This is a genomic window from Rhodoferax sp. U11-2br, assembly GCF_018619435.1.
Lineage (GTDB): Bacteria > Pseudomonadota > Gammaproteobacteria > Burkholderiales > Burkholderiaceae_C > Rhodoferax.
In genome coordinates, this window is record NZ_JAHFZF010000002.1 from 152,737 (window position 1) to 172,225 (window position 19,489).

Genomic DNA, 19,489 nt, shown 5'->3' on the forward strand with positions numbered 1-19,489 from the left:
AAATCATCGTCGATTCGGTCAACGCGACTGTAGGTGCAACGACGCTTTGAGTTTCGCTGATTTACCGCCCCATTGTCATTTGATCTAGATCAGGGTCGCTTCAGATTGCCCAACATGGTCTGAGCACAGAAAAAACCTTGGCGTACCATGCGCTCACCTGTGACCGGGGTCCCACCCGCAGACAGGGCAAGGAGACAACTTTGCAAGCCACCAACACCTCCAACCCGGCCTATTTCCACAAGGTCGTGGATTGCCAATGGGCCTGTCCGGCCCACACCCCGGTACCCGAATACATCCGACTGATTGGACAGGGCCGCTACAGCGACGCCTACATGGTCAACTGGGTGTCCAACGTGTTCCCAGGTATTCTGGGCCGCACCTGTGACCGGCCTTGTGAACCCGCCTGTCGCCGGGGTCGGGTCGAGGAAAACAACCGCACCCAAGCCGAGCCGGTGGCCATCTGTCGGCTCAAACGGGTGGCCGCCGACCACAAGGACGATGTCTCGGCGCGCATGCCGACGGTTGCAGCTTTCAACGGCAAACGCATCGCCTGCGTGGGTGCCGGGCCGTCATCACTGACGGTGGCGCGTGATCTGGCGCCGCTGGGTTACGAGGTCACCGTGTTTGACAGCGAAGCCAAGGCCGGTGGTTTCATGCGCTCGCAAATCCCGCGTTTTCGTCTGCCCGAGTCGGTGATTGACGAGGAAACCGGCTACATCCTGAACATGGGCGTGAGGTTTCGTGGCGGGGAACGCGTCAGCTCGATGCGGGCCTTGCTGGCGCAGAACTTTGACGCGGTCTTTGTCGGCTGTGGTGCACCGCGCGGGCGCGAACTTGATGTGCCGGGCCGCCAGGACGCCGCCGCCCATATCCACATCGGCATCGAGTGGCTGGCCAATGTCTCGTTTGGCCACATCACAAGCGTGGGCGAACGCGTGATTGTGCTGGGCGGTGGCAACACCGCGATGGACTGTTGCCGCTCGGCGCGACGCCTGGGTGGCAAGGATGTCAAGGTGGTGGTGCGCAGTGGCTTTGAGGAGATGAAAGCCTCGCCCTGGGAAAAGGAAGATGCGCAACACGAGGGCATCCCGATCCTGAACTACCACGTGCCCAAGTCGGTGGAGCACCTGAATGGCAAGCTGACGGGCATGACCTTTGAGATCGTGCGTGCCGAGTACGACGCCAAAGGTCGGCGCAGCCTGATCCCCACCGGTGAGCCCGATGTGCTGCTGGAATGTGACACCGTGCTGGTGGCCATTGGCCAGGAAAACGCCTTCCCCTGGATCGAGCCCGACTGCGGCATCGCTTTTGACACATGGGGTTTGCCGGTGCTCGGTGAAGGCACCTTTCAGTCGACCCTGCCCAAGGTGTTTTTTGGCGGTGACGCGGCCTATGGCCCCAAGAACATCATCACCGCCGTGGCCCACGGGCACGAGGCAGCGGTGTCGATTGACCGGCTGCTCAACGGCGAGGACGTGACACTCCGTCCACCACCCCGAACCCATCTGTTGTCGCAAAAAATGGGCATCCACGAGTGGAGTTACCACAACGATGTGTCCAATGACACACGTTTTGCCGTGCCCTGGGCCAAGGCCGACGTGGCCCTGTCCAGCATCAAACTGGAGGTGGAGCTGGGTTTTGATGCAGCCACCGCCTTCAAGGAAGCCAGCCGCTGCCTGAATTGCGACGTCCAGACGGTGTTCAACCGGGGCACCTGCATCGAGTGCGACGCCTGTATGGACATCTGCCCGATGGACTGCATCAGCTTCACGACCAACGGCGACGAAGCCGAATTACGCACCCGGCTCAAGGCCCCGGCACAACACACGGCTCAGGCGATGTATGTGTCGGCCGAACTCAAGACCGGGCGCATTTTGGTCAAGGACGAAGACGTCTGCCTGCACTGCGGCCTGTGCGCCGAACGTTGTCCTACCGGGGCCTGGGATATGCAGAAGTTTTTGCTCAACACCACCCAAGCGGGGCCGCACTGTCGAGACAGCAAGCCAAAGCCCTCGACCAGCGCCGCCAAGGAAACAGCATGAAACGTATTGAAGCCATCAACGACTTCGTCATCAAGTTTGCCAACGTCAACGGCTCGGGTTCGGCTTCGGCCAACGAGTTGTTTGCCAAGGCGGTGATGCGCATGGGTGTGCCGGTGAGCCCGCGCAACATCTTCCCAAGCAACATCCAAGGCATGCCGACCTGGTACGAAGCTCGCGTCTGTGAAAAGGGTTACCACGGCCGCCGTGGTGGCGTCGACATGATGGTGGCGATGAACCCGCAGACTTGGGACGCCGATGTGGCCGAGGTCGAGACCGGGGGTTACCTGTTTTACGACAGCACCCGCCCCCTGCCCGCCAGCAAATTCCGCGACGACGTGTTCACCATCGGCGTGCCGCTGACCGACATCGCCAACGCGGCCTACAGCGAGCCGCGCCAGCGCCAGCTGTTCAAGAACATCATTTATGTGGGCGCACTTTCGGTGCTGCTGGATGTGGAGGCCGAAGTCTTCGAGACACTTTTTGCCGAACAGTACAAGGGCAAGGAGCGCCTGCTCGAATCCAATGTGCAGGCCCTGCACCTGGGGCGCAACTATGTCAAAGAACACCTGCAGGCGCCGCTGGGCATCCGGGTGCAACGTGCTGACAACGTGGGTGACCAGATCTTCACCGACGGCAACAGCGCCGCTGGGCTGGGCCTGGTGTACGGCGGTGCCACCGTGGCCGCCTGGTACCCGATCACACCGTCCACCTCGGTGCCCGAGGCGTTCCAGAAGTACTGCAGCAAGTTCCGGGTCGACCCGGCGACCGGCCAGCACAAATTTGCCATCGTGCAGGCCGAGGACGAGCTGGCCTCGATCGGCATGGTGGTGGGCGCTGGCTGGAACGGCGCACGGGCTTTTACCGCCACCTCAGGCCCCGGTGTGTCGCTGATGACCGAGTTCATCGGCCTGGCCTACTTTGCCGAGATCCCGGTGACCATCATCAACGTACAACGTGGTGGCCCCAGCACTGGCATGCCCACGCGCACCCAGCAGTCTGACCTGCTCAGTTGTGCCTACGCCTCTCATGGCGACACCAAACACGTGTTGCTGTTCCCGCAGGACCCGCACGAGTGTTTTACCCACAGCGCGGCCGCGTTGGACCTGGCCGAGCGCCTGCAAACCCCCATTTTTGTCATGTCCGACCTCGACATCGGCATGAACCAGCGCCTGTGCAAACCCTTCGTCTGGGACGACGCCCAAGCCTATGACCGCGGCAAGATCATGAGTGCCGAAGAACTCGAAGCGGGCAAACCCTTTGGCCGTTACCGCGATGTGGATGGCGACGGCATCCCTTGGCGCACCCTGCCCGGCACCCACCCGAGCAAGGGCGCTTTTTTCACACGCGGAACCTCGCGCAACCCACAGGCGATGTACTCGGAAGCCGGCCCCGACTACATCTACAACATGGAGCGCCTGCTGCGCAAGTTCATCACCGCCGCCACCCTGGTGCCACAGCCGGTGTTTCGACCAGCGCAACAGCCCACCCGGCTGGGTGTCATCTACTACGGCTCCACCAGCCCGGCCATGCGTGAAGCGCTGGATGTGCTGGAGCGCAACGGTGTCTACGTGGACGCCATGCGCCTGTGCGCCTTTCCGTTCCCGGACTCGGTCTCCGAGTTCATTGCGGCCCATGACAAGGTGTTTGTGGCCGAACAGAACCGTGACGGCCAGATGCGCACCCTGCTGATCAACGAGCTGGAAATCAACCCGGCCAAGCTGGTCCGGGTGTTGCATTACGACGGTACACCGATCACCGCACGCTTCATCATCCGGACCATCCACGACAGCGTGGCCAAGGAGCTTGTATGACCTTTATAGCGAAACCAAGGCTGCATCACCCCACGCTGCACACCAACCAGGTCGGCTACACCCGGCGCGACTACGAGGGCCGCATCTCGACCCTGTGTGCCGGTTGTGGCCACGACTCGATCTCGGCAGCCATCATCCAGGCCTGCTGGGACCTCAACATTGAGCCACACCGCGTCGCCAAGCTCTCGGGCATTGGCTGCAGCTCCAAAACGCCGGACTACTTTTTGGGCGCCTCGCACGGCTTTAACACGGTACACGGGCGCATGCCCAGTGTGCTCACCGGCGCCAATCTGGCCAACCGCGAGTTGTTGTACCTGGGCGTGTCGGGTGACGGTGACTCAGCCTCCATTGGCCTGGGACAGTTTGCCAATGCCATGCGCCGTGGTGTACGCATGGCCTACATCGTGGAAAACAATGGTGTTTATGGCCTGACCAAGGGTCAGTTCTCGGCCACCGCCGACCGGGGTTCCAAGAGCAAGAAGGGTGTTGTCAACAGCGAAAGTCCGGTGGACCTGGTGGGCATTGCCCTGCAGCTCGGTGCCACCTATGTGGCGCGCAGTTTCTCGGGGGATAAGGCGCAGCTGGTGCCGCTGATCAAAGGCGCCATGGAACACGGTGGCGCCGCCTTCATCGACGTCATCAGCCCCTGTGTCACTTTCAACAATCACAGCGGTAGCACCAAGAGTTACGACTATGTGCGCCAGCACAACGAGGCAGTCAGCCGCATCGACTTCATGGAGCCGGGCCAGGAAATCACCGCCGACTACCCGCCCGGCGCGCTGGTGGAGGTGGAACAACACGATGGCAGCCTGCTGCGCCTGCGCAAGTTACATACCGACTACGACCCGACCGACCGTTATGCCGCCATGAGCTACATGCAGACCCATGCAGCCCTGGGCGAGATCCTGACCGGCCTGCTCTACATCGACCCGCTGGCCACCGATTTACACACCGCCCTCAACACCACGGCCCAGCCTCTCAACACCCTGAACGCGGCCCAGCTCAACCCAGGCCAGAAAGCGCTCGACAAGATCAACGCCGCACTGCGCTAAACACAGACCCCCATATTCCAGCCTCTTCAACATCCTACCCATCCAGACGTCACAAGGAGCCCTCACCATGCCCGAACGCACTGTTTCCCAATCGATGGCGCAACGCCACGTCATCAGTGTTTTGCCCACGGCCACGGTACATGCGGCGGCCTGCGTGATGATGCGCACCAACAGCAGCAGTGTGCTGGTGATTGACACCAACAAGACCATGCTGGGCATCGTGACGGAACGCGACATGATCAACCGCGTGCTGGCCAAAACGGTCGACCCGAGCCGCACCACCGTGGCCGAGGTCATGACCCGCAGCCCGCACTGCGTCAACCCTGAAACCAAGGTGGCCGACGCGGTGCTGATGATGATCGAGCGCGGTTTTAGGCACCTGCCGGTGGTCAGCACCGACGGCCACAAGATCCTGGGTGTGTTCTGTCTGCGCGACGCCCTGCCGCGCGAAGTCCATGCCGCCGTCAACCTGGCTGAATTCAACGAGCAGGTCAACGACGCCCTGGGTTGAGTGGCGCAAGCACCTCGGGTCAAGGTGGCTTCAGGGTAGATGATTTTGTAATTAGGAAATGAGAATTCAGTAGTTCCTGTTTGAACGGTTGTCTCCCAGAATCCGCCTCATTGCACCGACGCAATGTATTCCGAGGACCCAACCGTGAAACCATCGCTCCGAATTTCCCGCCGCATTTTTAATCTTGCCGCTGCTGCCGTATTGGCCACCGGCAGCCTGGCTGCCAACGCGCAGCAAGCCGTCACCCTGCTCAACGTCTCCTACGACCCCACGCGTGAACTCTACGTCGAGTTCAACGCCGCGTTCGCCAAGTACTGGAAAGCCAAGTCTGGCCAGGACGTGACGATCAAACAATCCCACGGAGGCTCGGGCAAACAGGCGCGCTCCATCATCGACGGCCTGGATGCCGATGTGGCCACGCTGGCGCTGGCCGGTGACACCGATGCGCTGAACAAAAACGGTGGCTGGCTGGCAGCCGACTGGCAGAAGAAGTTGCCTCACAATTCCTCACCCTACACATCGACCATCGTGCTGGCGGTGCGACAGGGCAACCCCAAGGGCATCAAGGACTGGGATGACCTGATCAAACCTGGCATCAGCGTGATCACCCCCAACCCCAAAACATCTGGCGGCGCCCGCTGGAACTACCTGGCAGCCTGGGAATTCGCCAAACGCAAGTTCGGCAGTGACGCCAAGGCCAAGGAGTTTGTGGCCAAACTGTTTGCCAATGTGCCGATTCTGGACACCGGCGCGCGTGGATCGACCATCACCTTTGCCCAACGTGGCCAGGGCGACGTGTTGATCGCCTGGGAGAACGAGGCCTACCTGCTGGAAAAGGAATTCGGCTCAAAGTTTGACATCGTGGCACCGTCTTTGAGCATTCTGGCCGAGCCAGCTGTGGCCGTGGTGGACAAAAACGTGGACAAGAAGGGCACCCGTGCTGTGGCTCAGGCCTACCTGGAGTACCTGTACACCGAAGAGGGCCAGGACATCGCAGGCAAGAATTTCTACCGCCCGGCGGTGTCGGAAAAAGCCAAAGCCAAGTACGCGCACCAGTTCGCCAAACTCAATCTGTTCACGATCGACCAGGCTTTTGGCGGCTGGGCCAAGGCTGACAAGGAACATTTTGCCGACGGCGGCAGTTTTGATCAGATTTACACCAAAAAATAGGTGAAACCCCCCCGCCTGTCCGCTGTCACACACCAAGGTCTCAGGAAAACCCCATGGCTGTTTTATTGATTGCTGGCAGCCCCACAGAACGCTCGCGCTCGGCGGCGCTGCTGGACGCCGTCGCCCAGCGCCTGCAGTTCCGGGGTGTGCAGAGTGAGAAACTGTTGATCCGCGACCTGTCGCCCCAGGCTTTGATCCTGGCCGATTTTGGCCACCCCACCATCAGCCAAGCGGTCGGTCGAGTGGCTAAGGCGGATGTGGTGGTGGTGGCCACCCCGGTGTACAAGGCCGCCTACAGCGGCGTGCTCAAGGTCTTTCTGGACTTGTTGCCACAAACCGGCCTGCAGGGCAAAACCGTGTTGCCGTTGGCCACTGGCGGCAGCCCCAACCACATGCTGGCCCTGGACTATGCACTGCGACCGGTGTTGCAGTCACTGGGTGCCAAACACATCCTGCCCGGCATTTATGCCACCGACGCACAGGTGGCTGTCACCGAATCTGGCGCGTATGAGGTGAGTGCCGAGATCGGCCTGCGGCTTGACGAGGCGGTCGACACCCTGATTCGCGATGTGTTGCCCGCCGCCGAGGTACACACCAAACGTTTTGCACCGGTGCACTTTTCGCAAGTGCGATGTAGCGTGTAAACGCCCCTGCGCTCAGTCCACAGCGGGCTGAGCCGTCCCAAGATGTTTCACCCTTTTCAGACCGCTGGTTGGCGGTTAGGGGCGACTTTTGCCCCATTTTTGTCAAAGGAATTCACCATGTCCACCCCACATCATGTTTCGCGTCGCCAACTGCTGGCCGCTGGTCTGGCCAGCGCCGCTTTGGGCAGCAGCTCTCTGGTCTTGGCGCAACAAGCCACGCGCACCCTGCGCATTGGTTACCAAAAAGGCTGGTTGTCCATCCTCAAAGGTCGAGGCACGCTGGAAAAAGAACTCGCGCCCCTGGGCGTGAACGTCACCTGGACCGAATTCAATGCCGGGCCGGTACAGCTTGAGGCGCTCAACGTGGGCGCCATCGACTTTGGCGACGTGGGTGAAGCGCCACCCATTTTTGCCCAGGCTGCGGGTGCGCCGCTGGTGTACGCCGGTGCCACGGTGCCGCGCCCCCAACTCGAAGCCATCATCTTGCCCAAAGGGTCGCCCATCAAAACCGTGGCAGACCTGAAAGGCAAAAAAGTGGCCTACAACAAAGGCTCCAACGTGCAGTATTTTCTGGCCAAGCTGCTGGAGAAACAGGGCCTGAAATACAGCGATGTGCAACACGTGCACCTGCCCCCGCCTGACGCCCGTGCTGCCTTTCAGAAGGGTGCGATAGATGCCTGGATCATTTGGGACCCGTTTCTGGCCTCGGCACAAAGAACCCTGGATGCACAGCTGTTGGTGGATGCCAAAGGTGTGGTGAACAACCGCCAGTACTACTTCAGCTCACGCGACTTTGCGACCAAAAACCCGGACGTGCTGAAAATCGCCATCCGCCAGATCAACACCATCGACAGCTGGATCGCCGCCAACAAACCGGCGGCTGCCACCGAGCTCTCCACCGTCTTGGGTCTGGACAAGAGCATCACCGAGCTGTACCTAAGCCGTGCGGCTTATGGCACTGCCCCAGTCACCAGCGCCATCCTGGCTGAACAGCAAGCCATTGCCGACACCTTTTTTGACCTCAAGCTGATTCCGAAGAAGCTCAACTTGCTGCACGCCGCACCGGTTGACCTGAGCTGATGCCTGCACGCAGGAGACCCACCATGAAACAAGCTCCCACCACCGAGTCGCGCCGCAGACTACTGCGTGTGCTGGCCCTCAGCGCAGGCCTGTGGGGCCTGTCCGCGCCGATTGCCTCCAACGTCTGGGCGCAGACCACAGGCAGCGGCAAGCCTACCAACCCGTTGACCCAGCTGCGTATTGGTTACCAGAAGTCAGCGGTCAATCTGGTCATTCTCAAACAACAGGCCGTGCTGGAAAAGCGTTTCCCCAACGCCCAGATCAAATGGGTGGACTTTCCCGCCGGGCCGCAACTGCTGGAGGCACTGGCCGTGGGCTCGTTGGAGTTTGGCCTGACCGGCGACTCACCTCCCGTCTTTGCGCAGGCCGCTGGCAAAGACCTGGTCTATGTGGGGGCCGAACCCGCCAAGCCGGAGAGCTCAGCGATTCTGGTGGCCAAAGACTCACCCATCAAAACGCTGGCCGACCTCAAAGGCAAAAAGATCGCCCTGCAAAAAGGCTCCAGCGCCCATTACCTGCTGGTGCAGGCGGTCGAAAAAGCCGGGCTGCAGTGGAGCGACATTCAGCCGATTTACCTGGCCCCAGCCGATGCCCGTGCGGCATTTGAGCGCCAAAGTGTTGATGCCTGGGCCATTTGGGACCCGTTTTATGCCGCCACCGAGCTGGCCCTGGCACCCCTGGTGCTGGCCACCGGCACCGGCCTGTCCAGCAACAACTCGTTTTACCTCGCCTCACGCGCCTTTGCCACGGACTACCCCGACGTGGTAGCGGTGCTGTTTGAAGAACTTAGCCGCGCCAACCAGTTTGTGCAGCAACACCGCCCCGAGGCCATCAAGCTGATCTCCAGCTACAGCGGGCTGGATGCGGGTGTAGTCAGCCTTTTTTTGCAGCGCCGCCCATCCTCCCCGGTTGGCCTGATTGCGCCCCGCACGGTGTTGGCCCAGCAGCAAGTGGCAGACAGCTTCCACAAACTCGGGTTAATCCCCAAGCGGGTGGAGGTGGCCCAGATCGTCTGGCAACCAAAGGCCTCTGTACTGGCCAAAACCCCCTAAACAAGCGATTTGCTCAAGCGCTCTTCTGAAAGACACCCTGATGAACATTTTCTGGTTTCTCCCCATTCACGGTGATGGCCGTTACCTCGGCACACAACATGGCGCGCGCGCTGTGGACCACCACTACCTGAAACAAATCGCCCAGGCGGCTGACGAACTGGGTTACGGCGGGGTGCTGATCCCCACCGGGCGCTCGTGTGAAGACTCGTGGATCGTGGCCGCCAGCCTGATCCCAGTGACACGCCGCCTGAAATTTCTGGTGGCACTGCGCCCCAGCACCATCTCGCCCACGGCGCAGGCGCGCCAGGCCGCCACCTTTGACCGCCTGAGTGAAGGCCGTCTGTTGGTCAACCTCGTGGCTGGGGGCGACACCGGGGATTTGGAAGCTGACGGCACCTTCCTGAGCCACGACGAGCGTTACGAACACGCCAAGGAATTCATCCATGTCTGGAAACGTCTGTTGGCGGGTGAAGAGGTCACCTATGAGGGCAAACACATCAAGGTGAACAAGGCCAAACAACTTTTTCCCCCGGTGCAGCAACCCCACCCACCGCTGTATTTCGGCGGCTCCTCAGACGCGGCACACGACTTGGCGGCGGAAGACGTTGAGCTGTACCTGACCTGGGGTGAACCACCTGCCGAGGTGGAAAAAAAGTTTGACGATGTGCGCAAACGCGCCGCCAAACTGGGCCGAAAAGTGAAGTTTGGCGTGCGCCTGCACGTGATCCCGCGTGACACCAACGATTTAGCTTGGGCCGCCGCCGACGAGCTGATCAAGTATTTGGACGACGACACCATTGCCAAGGCGCAGGCCAATTTGTCTGGCATGGACTCCGAAGGCCAGCGCCGCATGCGCGCGCTGCACGGCGGTAGCCGCGCCAAGCTGGAGATCAGCCCCAACCTGTGGGCCGGGGTGGGTCTGGCGCGCAGCGGTGCGGGCACCGCCCTGGTTGGCGACGGCGAAACCATTGCCCGTCGCCTCAAGGAATACGAGGCGCTGGGGGCCGACACCTTTGTGCTCTCTGGCTACCCACATCTGGAAGAAGTCTACCGTTTTGCCGAGCTGGTGTTCCCGCACATCGGCATTCAGGCCCCGGGCGCAGCTGCAGGTCAGAACCTGGTGCGTCCGGCGGGCGAGGTGCTGGGCAACGGCATTGTGCCCAGCGTATTGCGCGTGGCCTAAATCCACCTGAATGTCAACGGAGGCCCCATGACCATCCCGTACACCGAGATTTCGTTCCACGCTGCCAGCGTGCATCCTGATCAGCCCTGGTCTGGCCCAACATTTGAGGCCAGACCTTTCCCTTGGCACAAAGTTGCCAAGGCGCTCAAGGCCGTGTGGCAACGCCTGTTGCCCTGGCTGGTACCGGTGGTGCTGATGACGCTGTGGCAAATCGCCTCCAATCTCGGCTGGCTTTCCACCCGCGTGTTACCCGCGCCGCTGGAGGTGCTCACCGCGTTCTGGACGCTCTCTACCTCGGGAGAACTGTGGACCCATGTGCGGGTGAGTGCCGGGCGTGCTTTGACGGGGCTGGCCGTGGGTGGTGGCCTGGGGTTGCTGCTGGGTCTGTTAACCGGCTCATCACGCCTGGCCGAGACGTTGCTGGATTCGACCATCCAGATGGTGCGCAACATCCCGGCGCTGGCGCTGATTCCGCTGGTGATTTTGTGGTTTGGCATTGACGAGACGGCCAAGCTGTTTTTGATTGCCACGGCGGTTTTCTTCCCGCTCTACCTCAATACCTTTCACGGCATCCGCGGGGTGGACCCGGGCCTGATCGAGATGGGCCGCACCTACGGCCTGAGCCGCTGGCAGCTCTACACCCAAATTGTGTTGCCGGGAGCGCTGTCGAGCATTCTGGTGGGGCTGCGGTTTTCGCTCGGGTTGATGTGGGTGATTCTGATCGTGGCCGAGACCATCTCGGCGCAGGCTGGTATTGGTTACCTGACCATGAACGCGCGGGAGTTTTTGCAGACCGACATCGTGCTGGTGGGCATCCTGCTTTACGCTTTGCTGGGCAAGCTGGCCGACGTGTTTGCCAAGGGGCTGGAGCGCTACTGGCTGCGCTGGCATCCGGGTTATCAGGCATGACAAATAACTATTACTTTTATAGCTACATGCCCTTATATAACGAGGGCTAGAGGCCAATATGACCAATACCTCTCTACAACAAGGCCATCCGGCCATTGGGGCGGCAAACACCCTAGCGCGCCGTGGCGAGCCGCTGGTATTACAAGCCTTGAGCAAACGTTTTGGTGAGCGCGAGGTGCTGCGCAACACGCATCTGCGTGTGGAGCCGGGCCAGTTCATTGCCATCGTTGGGCGCAGCGGCTGCGGCAAAAGCACCCTTTTGCGGCTGGTGGCCGGGCTGGAGACGGCCAGCTCTGGGCACATCCACATCAACGATCAGCCGCTCACTGGCTTGTCTGTTGATACCCGCATCATGTTTCAAGACGCACGCCTACTGCCATGGAAGCGCGTGATCGACAACGTGGCGCTGGGGCTGCCCAAAGAGCGCCGGGGTGACGCGCTCAAGGTGCTGGAACAGGTCGGCCTGGCGGACCGCGCCACCGACTGGCCTGCGCGCCTGTCCGGCGGCCAGCGCCAGCGCGTGTCCCTGGCCCGCGCCCTGGTGCACAACCCGCGCCTGTTGCTGCTGGACGAGCCGCTGGGCGCGCTCGATGCCCTGACCCGTATCGAGATGCACCGCCTGATTGAAGACCTGTGGCTTGCCAGCGGCTTCACCGCCTTGCTGGTGACACACGACGTGCAAGAAGCCGTGGCCCTGGCTGACCGGGTGATCCTGATCGAAGACGGGCGCATTGCGCTTGATGAGGCCATACATCTGCCTCGACCTCGCTCACAGGGGGATGCAACTTTTGCCGCGCTGGAAAAACGCATCCTGGACCGCGTGCTGCAAAAACCCGCCGCGCCCGAGCGTACGTCTTTCACCCATCCCAATGACGGTGAACCGCTCTGGCCTGGCGTGCCCGCACACGGTGTGCGCTGGGCGGTCTAGATACATGGCTCCCACGCTTGTCACTTTCATTTTTTAACGGACTTTTTTAGGAGAACACCATGTCCATTCAAGCCATCAATGTACGCAACCAATTCCGCGGCAAGGTCAAAGAAATCATCACCGGCGACGTGGTGTCAGAAATTGATGTCGAAACCCCCTGGGGCATCGTCACCTCGGTCATCACCACCCGCTCGGTCAAAGACCTGGATTTAAAGGTTGGCTCAGAGGTGGTCGCGCTGGTCAAGTCCACCGAGGTGTCGATTGCCAAGCTCTGAACCCTGATCCGCCAACCCCACTTTTGAGAGGCCATTCATCGTGAGCAAAAAACTCAGACTCGGCGCCTTTTTGCCTGGTGCCGGACAACACGTGGCGGCCTGGCGGCACCCAGATGCCGCATCCAACACCGTGTTTGACTTTGAACACTACAAACGGCTGGCGCAGACTGCCGAGCGCGGCCTGTTTGATGCCTACTTTCTGGCCGACGGCCTGTCGATCAATTTTGGTGGGGACCAAGCAGGCAGGCGCGACCGCAGCACCGGTTTCGAGCCGGTGACGCTGTTCTCCGCCCTGTCCACCGTCACGAAGAACATCGGCTTTATTGCCACGGCATCGACCACCTACGAAGACCCCTACCTGCTGGCGCGAAAGTTTGCCTCGCTGGACCACCTGAGCGCTGGTCGCGCGGGCTGGAACGTGGTCACCTCCACCGACGATGCCACGGCGCGCAACTTTGGCCGCGACAAACAACTGGTGGCAAGCGAGCGCTACGACCGCGCCGAAGAGTTTGTAGATGTGGTCACCGAGCTGTGGGACAGCTGGGAGGACGACGCCTTCACCCGCGACAAAACCAGCGGCCAGTTTTTTGACCCCGCCAAGTTGCACCCGCCGCACCACAAGGGCAAACACTTCCAGGTGGACGGCGCGTTGAACGTCTCACGCCCGCCGCAGGGTTACCCGGTGATCGTGCAGGCCGGCCAGTCCGAACCCGGCCTGGAGTTGGCTGCACGCACGGCCGAGGTGGTGTTCACCGCCCAGCAGAGTTTGGAAGATGCGCAAGCGTTTTACCGAGATTTAAAAGGCCGTTTGCCCAAGTTTGGCCGCACGGCAGACCAGCTCAAAATCATGCCGGGTGTCTCGGTGTACGTTGCCGCCACTGAGGCCGAGGCACAAGCCAAGTTGCAGCAACTCAACGACCTGATCCACCCCCAAGCCGGGTTGGCCTTGCTGGCCGGGTTGTCCGGCGGCGTGGACTTGTCAGCTTACCCGCTGGACGGCCCGTTCCCCGAGCTGCCCAAAACCGTGGGCTGGGTCAGCCGCCAGCAGATGATGGTAGACATTGCACGCAAACACGGTTTCAGCATCCGCCAGCTCTACCAGTGGGTGGCCACCGCACGCGGGCACTGGACGATTGTTGGCACGCCGGTGCAAGTGGTGGACCAGTTGCAGACGTGGTTTGAAAATGAAGCGGCCGACGGCTTCAACATCTTGCCACCCGTGCTGCCCGGCAGCCTGGACGATTTTGTGGACCTGGTGATCCCCGAGCTGCAACGCCGGGGACTGTTTCGCACCGAGTACGAAGGCAGCACGCTGCGTGAGAACTTGGGTCTGGCCCGGTCAGAGAATCGGCATGCGGTGCGCGGGCGGGAGCGCAAGGTGGCTTGACGGATCAGACAAGCCATGGGGCACCTTGCCCCTGGTTTCGACCCGGTTGGCGCACGCATGCTGTGGCACTGGAATGAGGGGCTGAAACTCCTGAACCAGCGAATCAGCATGCCGGTGCCTGACATCAAAACACTGACCACAGAGGCCGACGTCGCAGAACCGATGCCGCCGCAAAAGTTTGCTGTGCCCAGACATGGCGAGTCACCGTTGTTGGTGACCCAGTGCTTGGCGATGTTGGCCTGGGTGACCTGTTGTCCAGGGCGACGCTGCATAGGCGAAAAAAACCGGCTTGAGAAAGCCGGTTTTCAGGAGATGTCGCAGGCCTTAGTAGCGACCGCCGCCGTAGCCGCCCGTGCCATAGCCGACGTCCGTGCGATTTGATGCGCGGTAGCCCGTGGAATTGGGGGCACCGGAAGTGCCACGATCCTCGCGCGGCCGGGCCGAGTTAACGACGATGGTGCGACCATCGACGGATACGCCATGCAATCCGCTGATTGCCGCCTGGGCATGCTCGGCTGAGGCCATCTCCACAAAGCCGAAGCCCTTGGATTGGCCCGTGTCGCGGTCCATCATCACCTTGGCCGAGGAAACGCCACCGAACTCGGCGAAGTTGCTTTTGAGGCTGGCATCGGTGACGGAATAGGGCAGGTTGCCCACGTAGATCTTGCTGGTCATGCTTAAGTCTTTCTGTGAATTTGGCCGCATCGTCGCGATGCGTGCGAGCGAACCGGACGTCCGCTGTGGATCAAAAATGTGCCTGGGGTCTGCTGTGAGCAGATGGTCAGCACGTGAGGGGCTTGGGAAAGCAGGTTTCTAGCCAGCCCTGGGTGACGGCAAACACTCGGGCGGCCTCGCGCGACGCAAAGGTCGTGTCAAACTTGAAGACTCGGCAATAGCTGCCGTTGCCCTGAGAGCGGTGGACTGCAAACGAGGCGCGAAAGCGGCCGCATTCGGTCGGCTGTGTCGAGGGCGAAACGACGTACTTGCCCATGGGGATAGAGATGTTGGAAATCGTGATCAATCAGAATTGCAGGCCTGGATCAGGTCTGCATGAGCTGGGCGCCTTGGTGGGCAAAGCTCATAGGTCAAAAGAGCGACGGAGCGCGGGAAGCTCGCGACAGCAACATCAAGACTGGCCATGTGGGAATGGCATATGGCTGTCCTGATCCTTGAATTATACACAACAGTTTTTAAATGTGCTTTGTATATTATTTTTGGTTTTAAAAGAGCTGGGCTTTCGCGTGTTCGCCTTGATAGCTGGGCGCACGTCTCACGCCGCTCAATAACCCTGCGGCCCCTGCGCTGCGTCGCGGCCTGGCTTCAGCGCTGCAGCCCAACTTTGCCCACTACCGACGTTGGATTTTCAGAGTTCAGAGCAACAACGCTGGCTGCCAATCCGGTCATTGCCATGTCCAGCTGGTTTCAATCTGATCAGCCTTTGCAGCGAGCCCAAGAAAGGTCGCATATACGTTTCCAGTCATAAGGACATGACAAAACAATAGTTCCGGTTTTGATGGACTGCCTGCAAAATCGCATCCCTCGCATTTTTGTAATGCATGCGATCTGAATATTCCGAAGTCACTCCACAGAAATACACCGCCACGCACGGCAGCAGAGGCCCAGTACATCGGGGCGTCGTCGTCTGCTGCGTCGTAGCAAAACCCCATGATTGAACTAGACAACATCCACCTCACCTACCCGGGCCATCCGGCGCCGGTGCACGCCCTGCGCGGTATTGACCTGCGGGTGCCTGCCGGTGAAATTTTTGGCGTGATTGGCCGCAGTGGTGCGGGCAAAAGCTCGCTGATCCGCGTTATCAACCTGCTCAACCGGCCCACCCAGGGCCAGGTGCGGGTGAACGGTGCCGACCTCACCGCCCTGTCCCAAACCGATTTGCGTAGCGCCCGGCATCAGATCGGCATGATCTTTCAGCACTTCAACCTGCTCTCCAGCCGCACCGTGTTTGAGAACGTGGCGCTGCCACTGCAGCTGGTCCATGAGCGCCCGGACGTTATCCAGCGCCGGGTGGATGAGCTGCTGGACCTAGTCGGCCTGTACGACTTGCGCGACCGTTACCCAGCCCAGATCAGCGGTGGCCAGAAACAACGTGTGGGCATTGCCCGTGCGCTGGCCAACAACCCCAAGGTGCTGCTGTGTGACGAGGCCACCTCGGCGCTTGACCCCGAAACGACGCGTTCCATCCTGGCGCTGCTGCGCCAGATCAACCGTGACTTTGGCCTGACCATTGTGCTGATCACGCACCAGATGCAGGTGATCAAACAGGTGGCGGACCGGGTGGCGGTGATTGACGCCGGTGAGATCGTGGAGCAGGGCGCGGTGATGGAGGTGTTCACCAACCCGCAACAGACCATCACCCGCAGCCTGATTGACGAGATCCTGCCGCAGGAGCTGCCTGAGAGTGTGATCACGCGCATCCGCCAGCTGATGAGCAGCGAGCCCGCCAACCAGGGGCAGCTGCTGCGCCTGGCGTTTTCAGGTGAGGACGCAACCAAGCCGTTGCTCTCAGACGTGATCCGCCGTTTTGGGCTGGACATCAACATCCTGCACGGCCAGGTGGATGACATCCAGGGCCAGCTGTTTGGCTCACTCGCGGTGCACGCGCGCGGCGCCAGCGACCAACTCAACGCCGCCATCGCCCACCTGCGCCAAGCAGGTGTGGTGGTGCACAACAAGGAACTGAGCCATGTTTGACACATTTACCCCCCAACTGCTGGAGCTGTTTGCCACCTCGCTGTGGGAGACCATCATCATGGTCGCTATCTCCGGTGCAGTCGGCGCGGCGCTGGGCCTGCCGCTGGGCATCTTGCTGTACCTGACGCAAGCCGGTGGTGTACTGGCGAACCCGCTGCTCAACCGGGTGCTTGGCACCACGGTGAACGCGGTGCGCTCCACACCGTTCATCATCTTGCTGGTGGCGATCATCCCGTTTACCCGGCTGCTGACCGGCTCGTCGATTGGCACCATGGCCGCCGTGGTGCCGCTGACGATTGCCGCCGCACCGTTTTTTGCCCGGCTGATCGAAACCGCCTTGCATGAGGTGGACCACGGCCTGGTGGAGGCCGCTTTGTCGATGGGCGCCAGCACCCGGCAGATCGTGCTCAAGGTGCTGCTGCCCGAGGCTTGGCCCGGCATTGTGGCGGCGCTGACCATCACCCTGGTGAGCCTGACCGGTTATTCGGCCATGGCCGGTGCGATTGGCGGCGGCGGCCTGGGCGACCTGGGCATCCGTTACGGCTACCAACGCTTTTTGCCCGAGGTGATGCTGGCGGTGGTGCTGGTGCTGATCGTTTTTGTGCAAGCCGTGCAAAGCCTGGGTGACTGGGCAGTGCGGCGGCTGAGCCACAAATAGGCCGACCCGATGCTGCCTAACCTTTGCTGCAGTCGTTATGTTTTTTATAGCTGTTGGCCCTGATTAAATAAGGGCTAGAGGCCAATTTCTCTTAAACACTTAGTCATCCCACACTTTTTACTTTTACAGGACCCATCATGCAAAAACGCACCCTACTCCAATCCGCTTTGGCCTTGGCATTGACTGCCACCCTGAGCAGCCCGCTGCTGGCGCAGGACAAACCGATCAAGGTCGGCGTCACCGCCGGACCCCACGCCCAGATTTTTGAACAGGTGAAAAAGATCGCCGAAAAAGACGGCCTGAAGATCCAGATCGTCGAGTTCAGCGACTATGTGCAACCCAACGCCGCCTTGGCTGCCGGTGACCTAGACGCCAACAGCTACCAGCACAAACCGTATCTGGACCAGCAGGTCAAAGACCGTGGTTACAAGCTGGTCAGCGCTGGCTACACCGTCAACTACCCGATTGGGCTGTACTCCAAAAAGGTCAAGAGCCTGACCGACCTCAAAGATGGCGCCAAGTTTGGCATCCCCAACGACCCGACCAACGGCGGGCGCGTGCTGCTGGTGCTGCAAGACAAAGGCCTGATCAAGCTGCGCCCCGAAGCTGGCCTGAAAGCCACGCCGCTGGACGTGATCGACAACCCGAAGAAGCTGAAATTTGTGGAGCTGGACGCCGCCCAACTGGCCCGCTCGCTCGACGACTTGGACGCTGCGGCCATCAACACCAACTTCGCCCTGTCCGCCGGCCTGAACCCAGCCAAGGACGCCATTGCACAGGAAAGCGCCAAGAGCCCTTATGTCAACCTGATCGCCGTGCGTGAGCAAGACAAGGACAAAGCTTGGGTGGCCAAGCTGGTCAAGGCCTACCATTCCGATGAGATTCGCAAGTACATCCAGACCGAATTCAAGGGTGCGGTGCTGGCCGGGTTTTGATCTGACGTAACCGGTCAGTCTGATCAGGTCTTCTCGAAGGGCCACAGTCCTATCTGGCTGTGGCCTTTTTTTTTATATGGGTAAGTAGCTATCAATAAAGAAGTCTACTTGGGTAAGGGCTACAACGCTGCAGCAACTAAGCTTATGCGAAAAACGTGCTTGGGGAAACGCTTTGCGGTGCCAGAATGGTTTAAACATCCTGGCAAAACCCTATGCTTTCCACTCCCACCACCCGCCTGTCCCTGGTGCTAGGGCAAGCACCGCGCAGTCCCCTGGCGCAAAACGAGTTGGCCGACATGTTGTGGGGGCGGCTGCGGCTCGAAGCCCGAGAGGCGTACCGTAAGGCGCCCATGCTGGCGCCGCTGTTTGTCAACTCGATCCTGAACCAGCCCTCGTTTGAGGCAGCCATTTTTCACCGCATTGCGACCCGGCTACACAACGACATTGTGGGCTTGGGTGTGCTGGTGGATGCGTTCAACCGCGCAGTCGAAGACGACCCGGAGATCGTGGACGCCTTGCGCTCGGACATTGCCGCCGTGGTGGACCGGGACCCGGCCTGTGAACGTTTTATCGAGCCTTTCCTGTATTTCAAGGGTTTTCACGCGATTCAGACCCACCGGCTGGCCCATTGGTTGTGGGTCACGGGTGAGCGTGACTTTGCGCTGTACCTGCAAAGCCGCTCGTCCGATGTATTTCAGACTGACATCCACCCGGCCGCCAGAATAGGTCGCAGCGTCTTTCTGGACCACGCCACTGGGCTGGTGGTGGGTGAGACCACCGTCATCGAGGACAACGTCTCGTTGTTGCAGGGCGTGACCCTGGGTGGCACCGGTAAGGAGTCTGGCGACCGCCACCCCAAGGTTCGCCGGGGCGCCATGATCGGCGCCGGTGCCAAGGTGCTGGGCAACATCGAGGTGGGTGAAAATGCCCGCGTTGCGGCCGGCTCGGTGGTGTTGCGCCACGTTCTGGCCAACACCACGGTAGCCGGGGTTCCGGCCAAGCTGGTCACCGCCACCCTCAGAAAAGGGGAAGTGGCCGAGACGCTGGAGCAGGTGCAAATCGAGTCGTTTGACTATTCGATCTGAGCGGCACTGACCCCCTTCGACAGGCGACTCGTCGACCTCAGACGGGTGCTAGACA

Annotated in this window: 18 protein-coding genes and 2 pseudogenes; 17 read left to right on the forward strand and 3 right to left on the reverse strand. The window is 60.8% G+C overall.

Annotated elements, in window-relative coordinates:
• Positions 1-200 precede the first annotated feature (200 nt).
• From KKO72_RS01970 to KKO72_RS21335, 11 genes and pseudogenes are all read left to right on the forward strand, one after another.
• Positions 201-2,042, forward strand: coding sequence for an FAD-dependent oxidoreductase (locus KKO72_RS01970; RefSeq protein ID WP_214934936.1), 1,842 nt, complete (start codon positions 201-203; stop codon positions 2,040-2,042).
• A complete protein-coding gene (locus KKO72_RS01975; protein ID WP_214934938.1) occupies positions 2,039-3,853 on the forward strand; it encodes a 2-oxoacid:acceptor oxidoreductase subunit alpha in 1,815 nt (604 codons plus the stop codon). Before KKO72_RS01970 ends, KKO72_RS01975 begins: the two co-directional genes overlap by 4 nt.
• Entirely contained in the window at positions 3,850-4,905 is a 1,056-nt protein-coding gene (locus KKO72_RS01980) for a 2-oxoacid:ferredoxin oxidoreductase subunit beta (RefSeq protein WP_214934939.1), read from the forward strand. Before KKO72_RS01975 ends, KKO72_RS01980 begins: the two co-directional genes overlap by 4 nt.
• A gap of 67 nt (positions 4,906-4,972) precedes the next feature.
• A complete protein-coding gene (locus KKO72_RS01985; protein ID WP_180125408.1) occupies positions 4,973-5,416 on the forward strand; it encodes a cyclic nucleotide-binding/CBS domain-containing protein in 444 nt (147 codons plus the stop codon).
• Positions 5,417-5,590: 174 nt separating this feature from the next.
• Positions 5,591-6,586, forward strand: coding sequence for a sulfate ABC transporter substrate-binding protein (locus KKO72_RS01990; RefSeq protein ID WP_214935132.1), 996 nt, complete (start codon positions 5,591-5,593; stop codon positions 6,584-6,586).
• A gap of 53 nt (positions 6,587-6,639) precedes the next feature.
• Positions 6,640-7,230 carry an NADPH-dependent FMN reductase gene (gene ssuE / locus KKO72_RS01995; RefSeq protein ID WP_214934941.1) on the forward strand — a complete coding sequence of 197 codons (591 nt, stop codon included), beginning with the start codon at positions 6,640-6,642 and terminating at the stop codon, positions 7,228-7,230.
• Positions 7,231-7,347: 117 nt separating this feature from the next.
• Entirely contained in the window at positions 7,348-8,310 is a 963-nt protein-coding gene (locus KKO72_RS02000; protein ID WP_214934942.1) for a sulfonate ABC transporter substrate-binding protein, read from the forward strand.
• A gap of 23 nt (positions 8,311-8,333) precedes the next feature.
• Positions 8,334-9,362 (forward strand): sulfonate ABC transporter substrate-binding protein, encoded by a 1,029-nt coding sequence (locus tag KKO72_RS02005; RefSeq protein ID WP_214934944.1) that lies wholly within the window; start codon positions 8,334-8,336, stop codon positions 9,360-9,362.
• 40 nt (positions 9,363-9,402) lie between these two features.
• Complete coding sequence (gene ssuD / locus KKO72_RS02010; protein WP_214934946.1) at positions 9,403-10,545, forward strand: FMNH2-dependent alkanesulfonate monooxygenase; 1,143 nt, start codon at positions 9,403-9,405, stop codon at positions 10,543-10,545.
• Positions 10,546-10,572: 27 nt separating this feature from the next.
• Positions 10,573-11,454, forward strand: coding sequence for an aliphatic sulfonate ABC transporter permease SsuC (ssuC, locus tag KKO72_RS02015; protein ID WP_214934948.1), 882 nt, complete (start codon positions 10,573-10,575; stop codon positions 11,452-11,454).
• Between the two features lie 58 nt (positions 11,455-11,512).
• Positions 11,513-12,022, forward strand: a pseudogene (locus tag KKO72_RS21335) (ATP-binding cassette domain-containing protein); the annotation flags it as partial.
• Here KKO72_RS21335 and KKO72_RS21340 read toward each other — a convergent pair.
• Positions 11,948-12,208: pseudogene (locus tag KKO72_RS21340) on the reverse strand (acetylxylan esterase); the annotation flags it as partial. The pseudogenes KKO72_RS21335 and KKO72_RS21340 sit on opposite strands and share 75 nt — an antisense overlap.
• A gap of 233 nt (positions 12,209-12,441) precedes the next feature.
• On the opposite strand from KKO72_RS21340, the gene KKO72_RS02025 reads away from it, so the two are divergent.
• Complete coding sequence (locus KKO72_RS02025; RefSeq protein WP_214934950.1) at positions 12,442-12,657, forward strand: molybdopterin-binding protein; 216 nt, start codon at positions 12,442-12,444, stop codon at positions 12,655-12,657.
• Between the two features lie 40 nt (positions 12,658-12,697).
• Positions 12,698-14,044: an LLM class flavin-dependent oxidoreductase gene (locus KKO72_RS02030; RefSeq protein WP_214934952.1), complete on the forward strand. Its 1,347-nt coding sequence runs from the start codon at positions 12,698-12,700 to the stop codon at positions 14,042-14,044.
• A gap of 324 nt (positions 14,045-14,368) precedes the next feature.
• Here the strand turns inward: KKO72_RS02030 and KKO72_RS02035 are convergent, their stop codons facing one another.
• The gene (locus tag KKO72_RS02035) at positions 14,369-14,719 is read right to left on the reverse strand and encodes an RNA-binding protein (RefSeq protein WP_214934954.1); all 351 of its coding nucleotides are present in this window, start codon (positions 14,717-14,719) and stop codon (positions 14,369-14,371) included.
• 106 nt (positions 14,720-14,825) lie between these two features.
• Entirely contained in the window at positions 14,826-15,035 is a 210-nt protein-coding gene (locus tag KKO72_RS02040; RefSeq protein ID WP_214934956.1) for a hypothetical protein, read from the reverse strand.
• Between the two features lie 674 nt (positions 15,036-15,709).
• Here KKO72_RS02040 and KKO72_RS02045 point away from each other — a divergent pair.
• The 4 genes from KKO72_RS02045 (at position 15,710) to cysE (ending at position 19,434) form a co-directional block, all read left to right on the forward strand.
• On the forward strand, positions 15,710-16,756 hold the full coding sequence (locus KKO72_RS02045; RefSeq protein ID WP_214934958.1) for a methionine ABC transporter ATP-binding protein: 1,047 nt from the start codon (positions 15,710-15,712) through the stop codon (positions 16,754-16,756).
• The gene (locus KKO72_RS02050; RefSeq protein ID WP_214934960.1) at positions 16,749-17,414 is read left to right on the forward strand and encodes a methionine ABC transporter permease; all 666 of its coding nucleotides are present in this window, start codon (positions 16,749-16,751) and stop codon (positions 17,412-17,414) included. The genes KKO72_RS02045 and KKO72_RS02050 overlap by 8 nt, the downstream gene beginning before the upstream one ends.
• Positions 17,415-17,551: 137 nt before the next feature.
• Complete coding sequence (locus KKO72_RS02055; protein ID WP_214934963.1) at positions 17,552-18,349, forward strand: MetQ/NlpA family ABC transporter substrate-binding protein; 798 nt, start codon at positions 17,552-17,554, stop codon at positions 18,347-18,349.
• Positions 18,350-18,561: 212 nt separating this feature from the next.
• Positions 18,562-19,434 carry a serine O-acetyltransferase gene (cysE, locus tag KKO72_RS02060; RefSeq protein ID WP_214934966.1) on the forward strand — a complete coding sequence of 291 codons (873 nt, stop codon included), beginning with the start codon at positions 18,562-18,564 and terminating at the stop codon, positions 19,432-19,434.
• Positions 19,435-19,489: the final 55 nt, after the last annotated feature.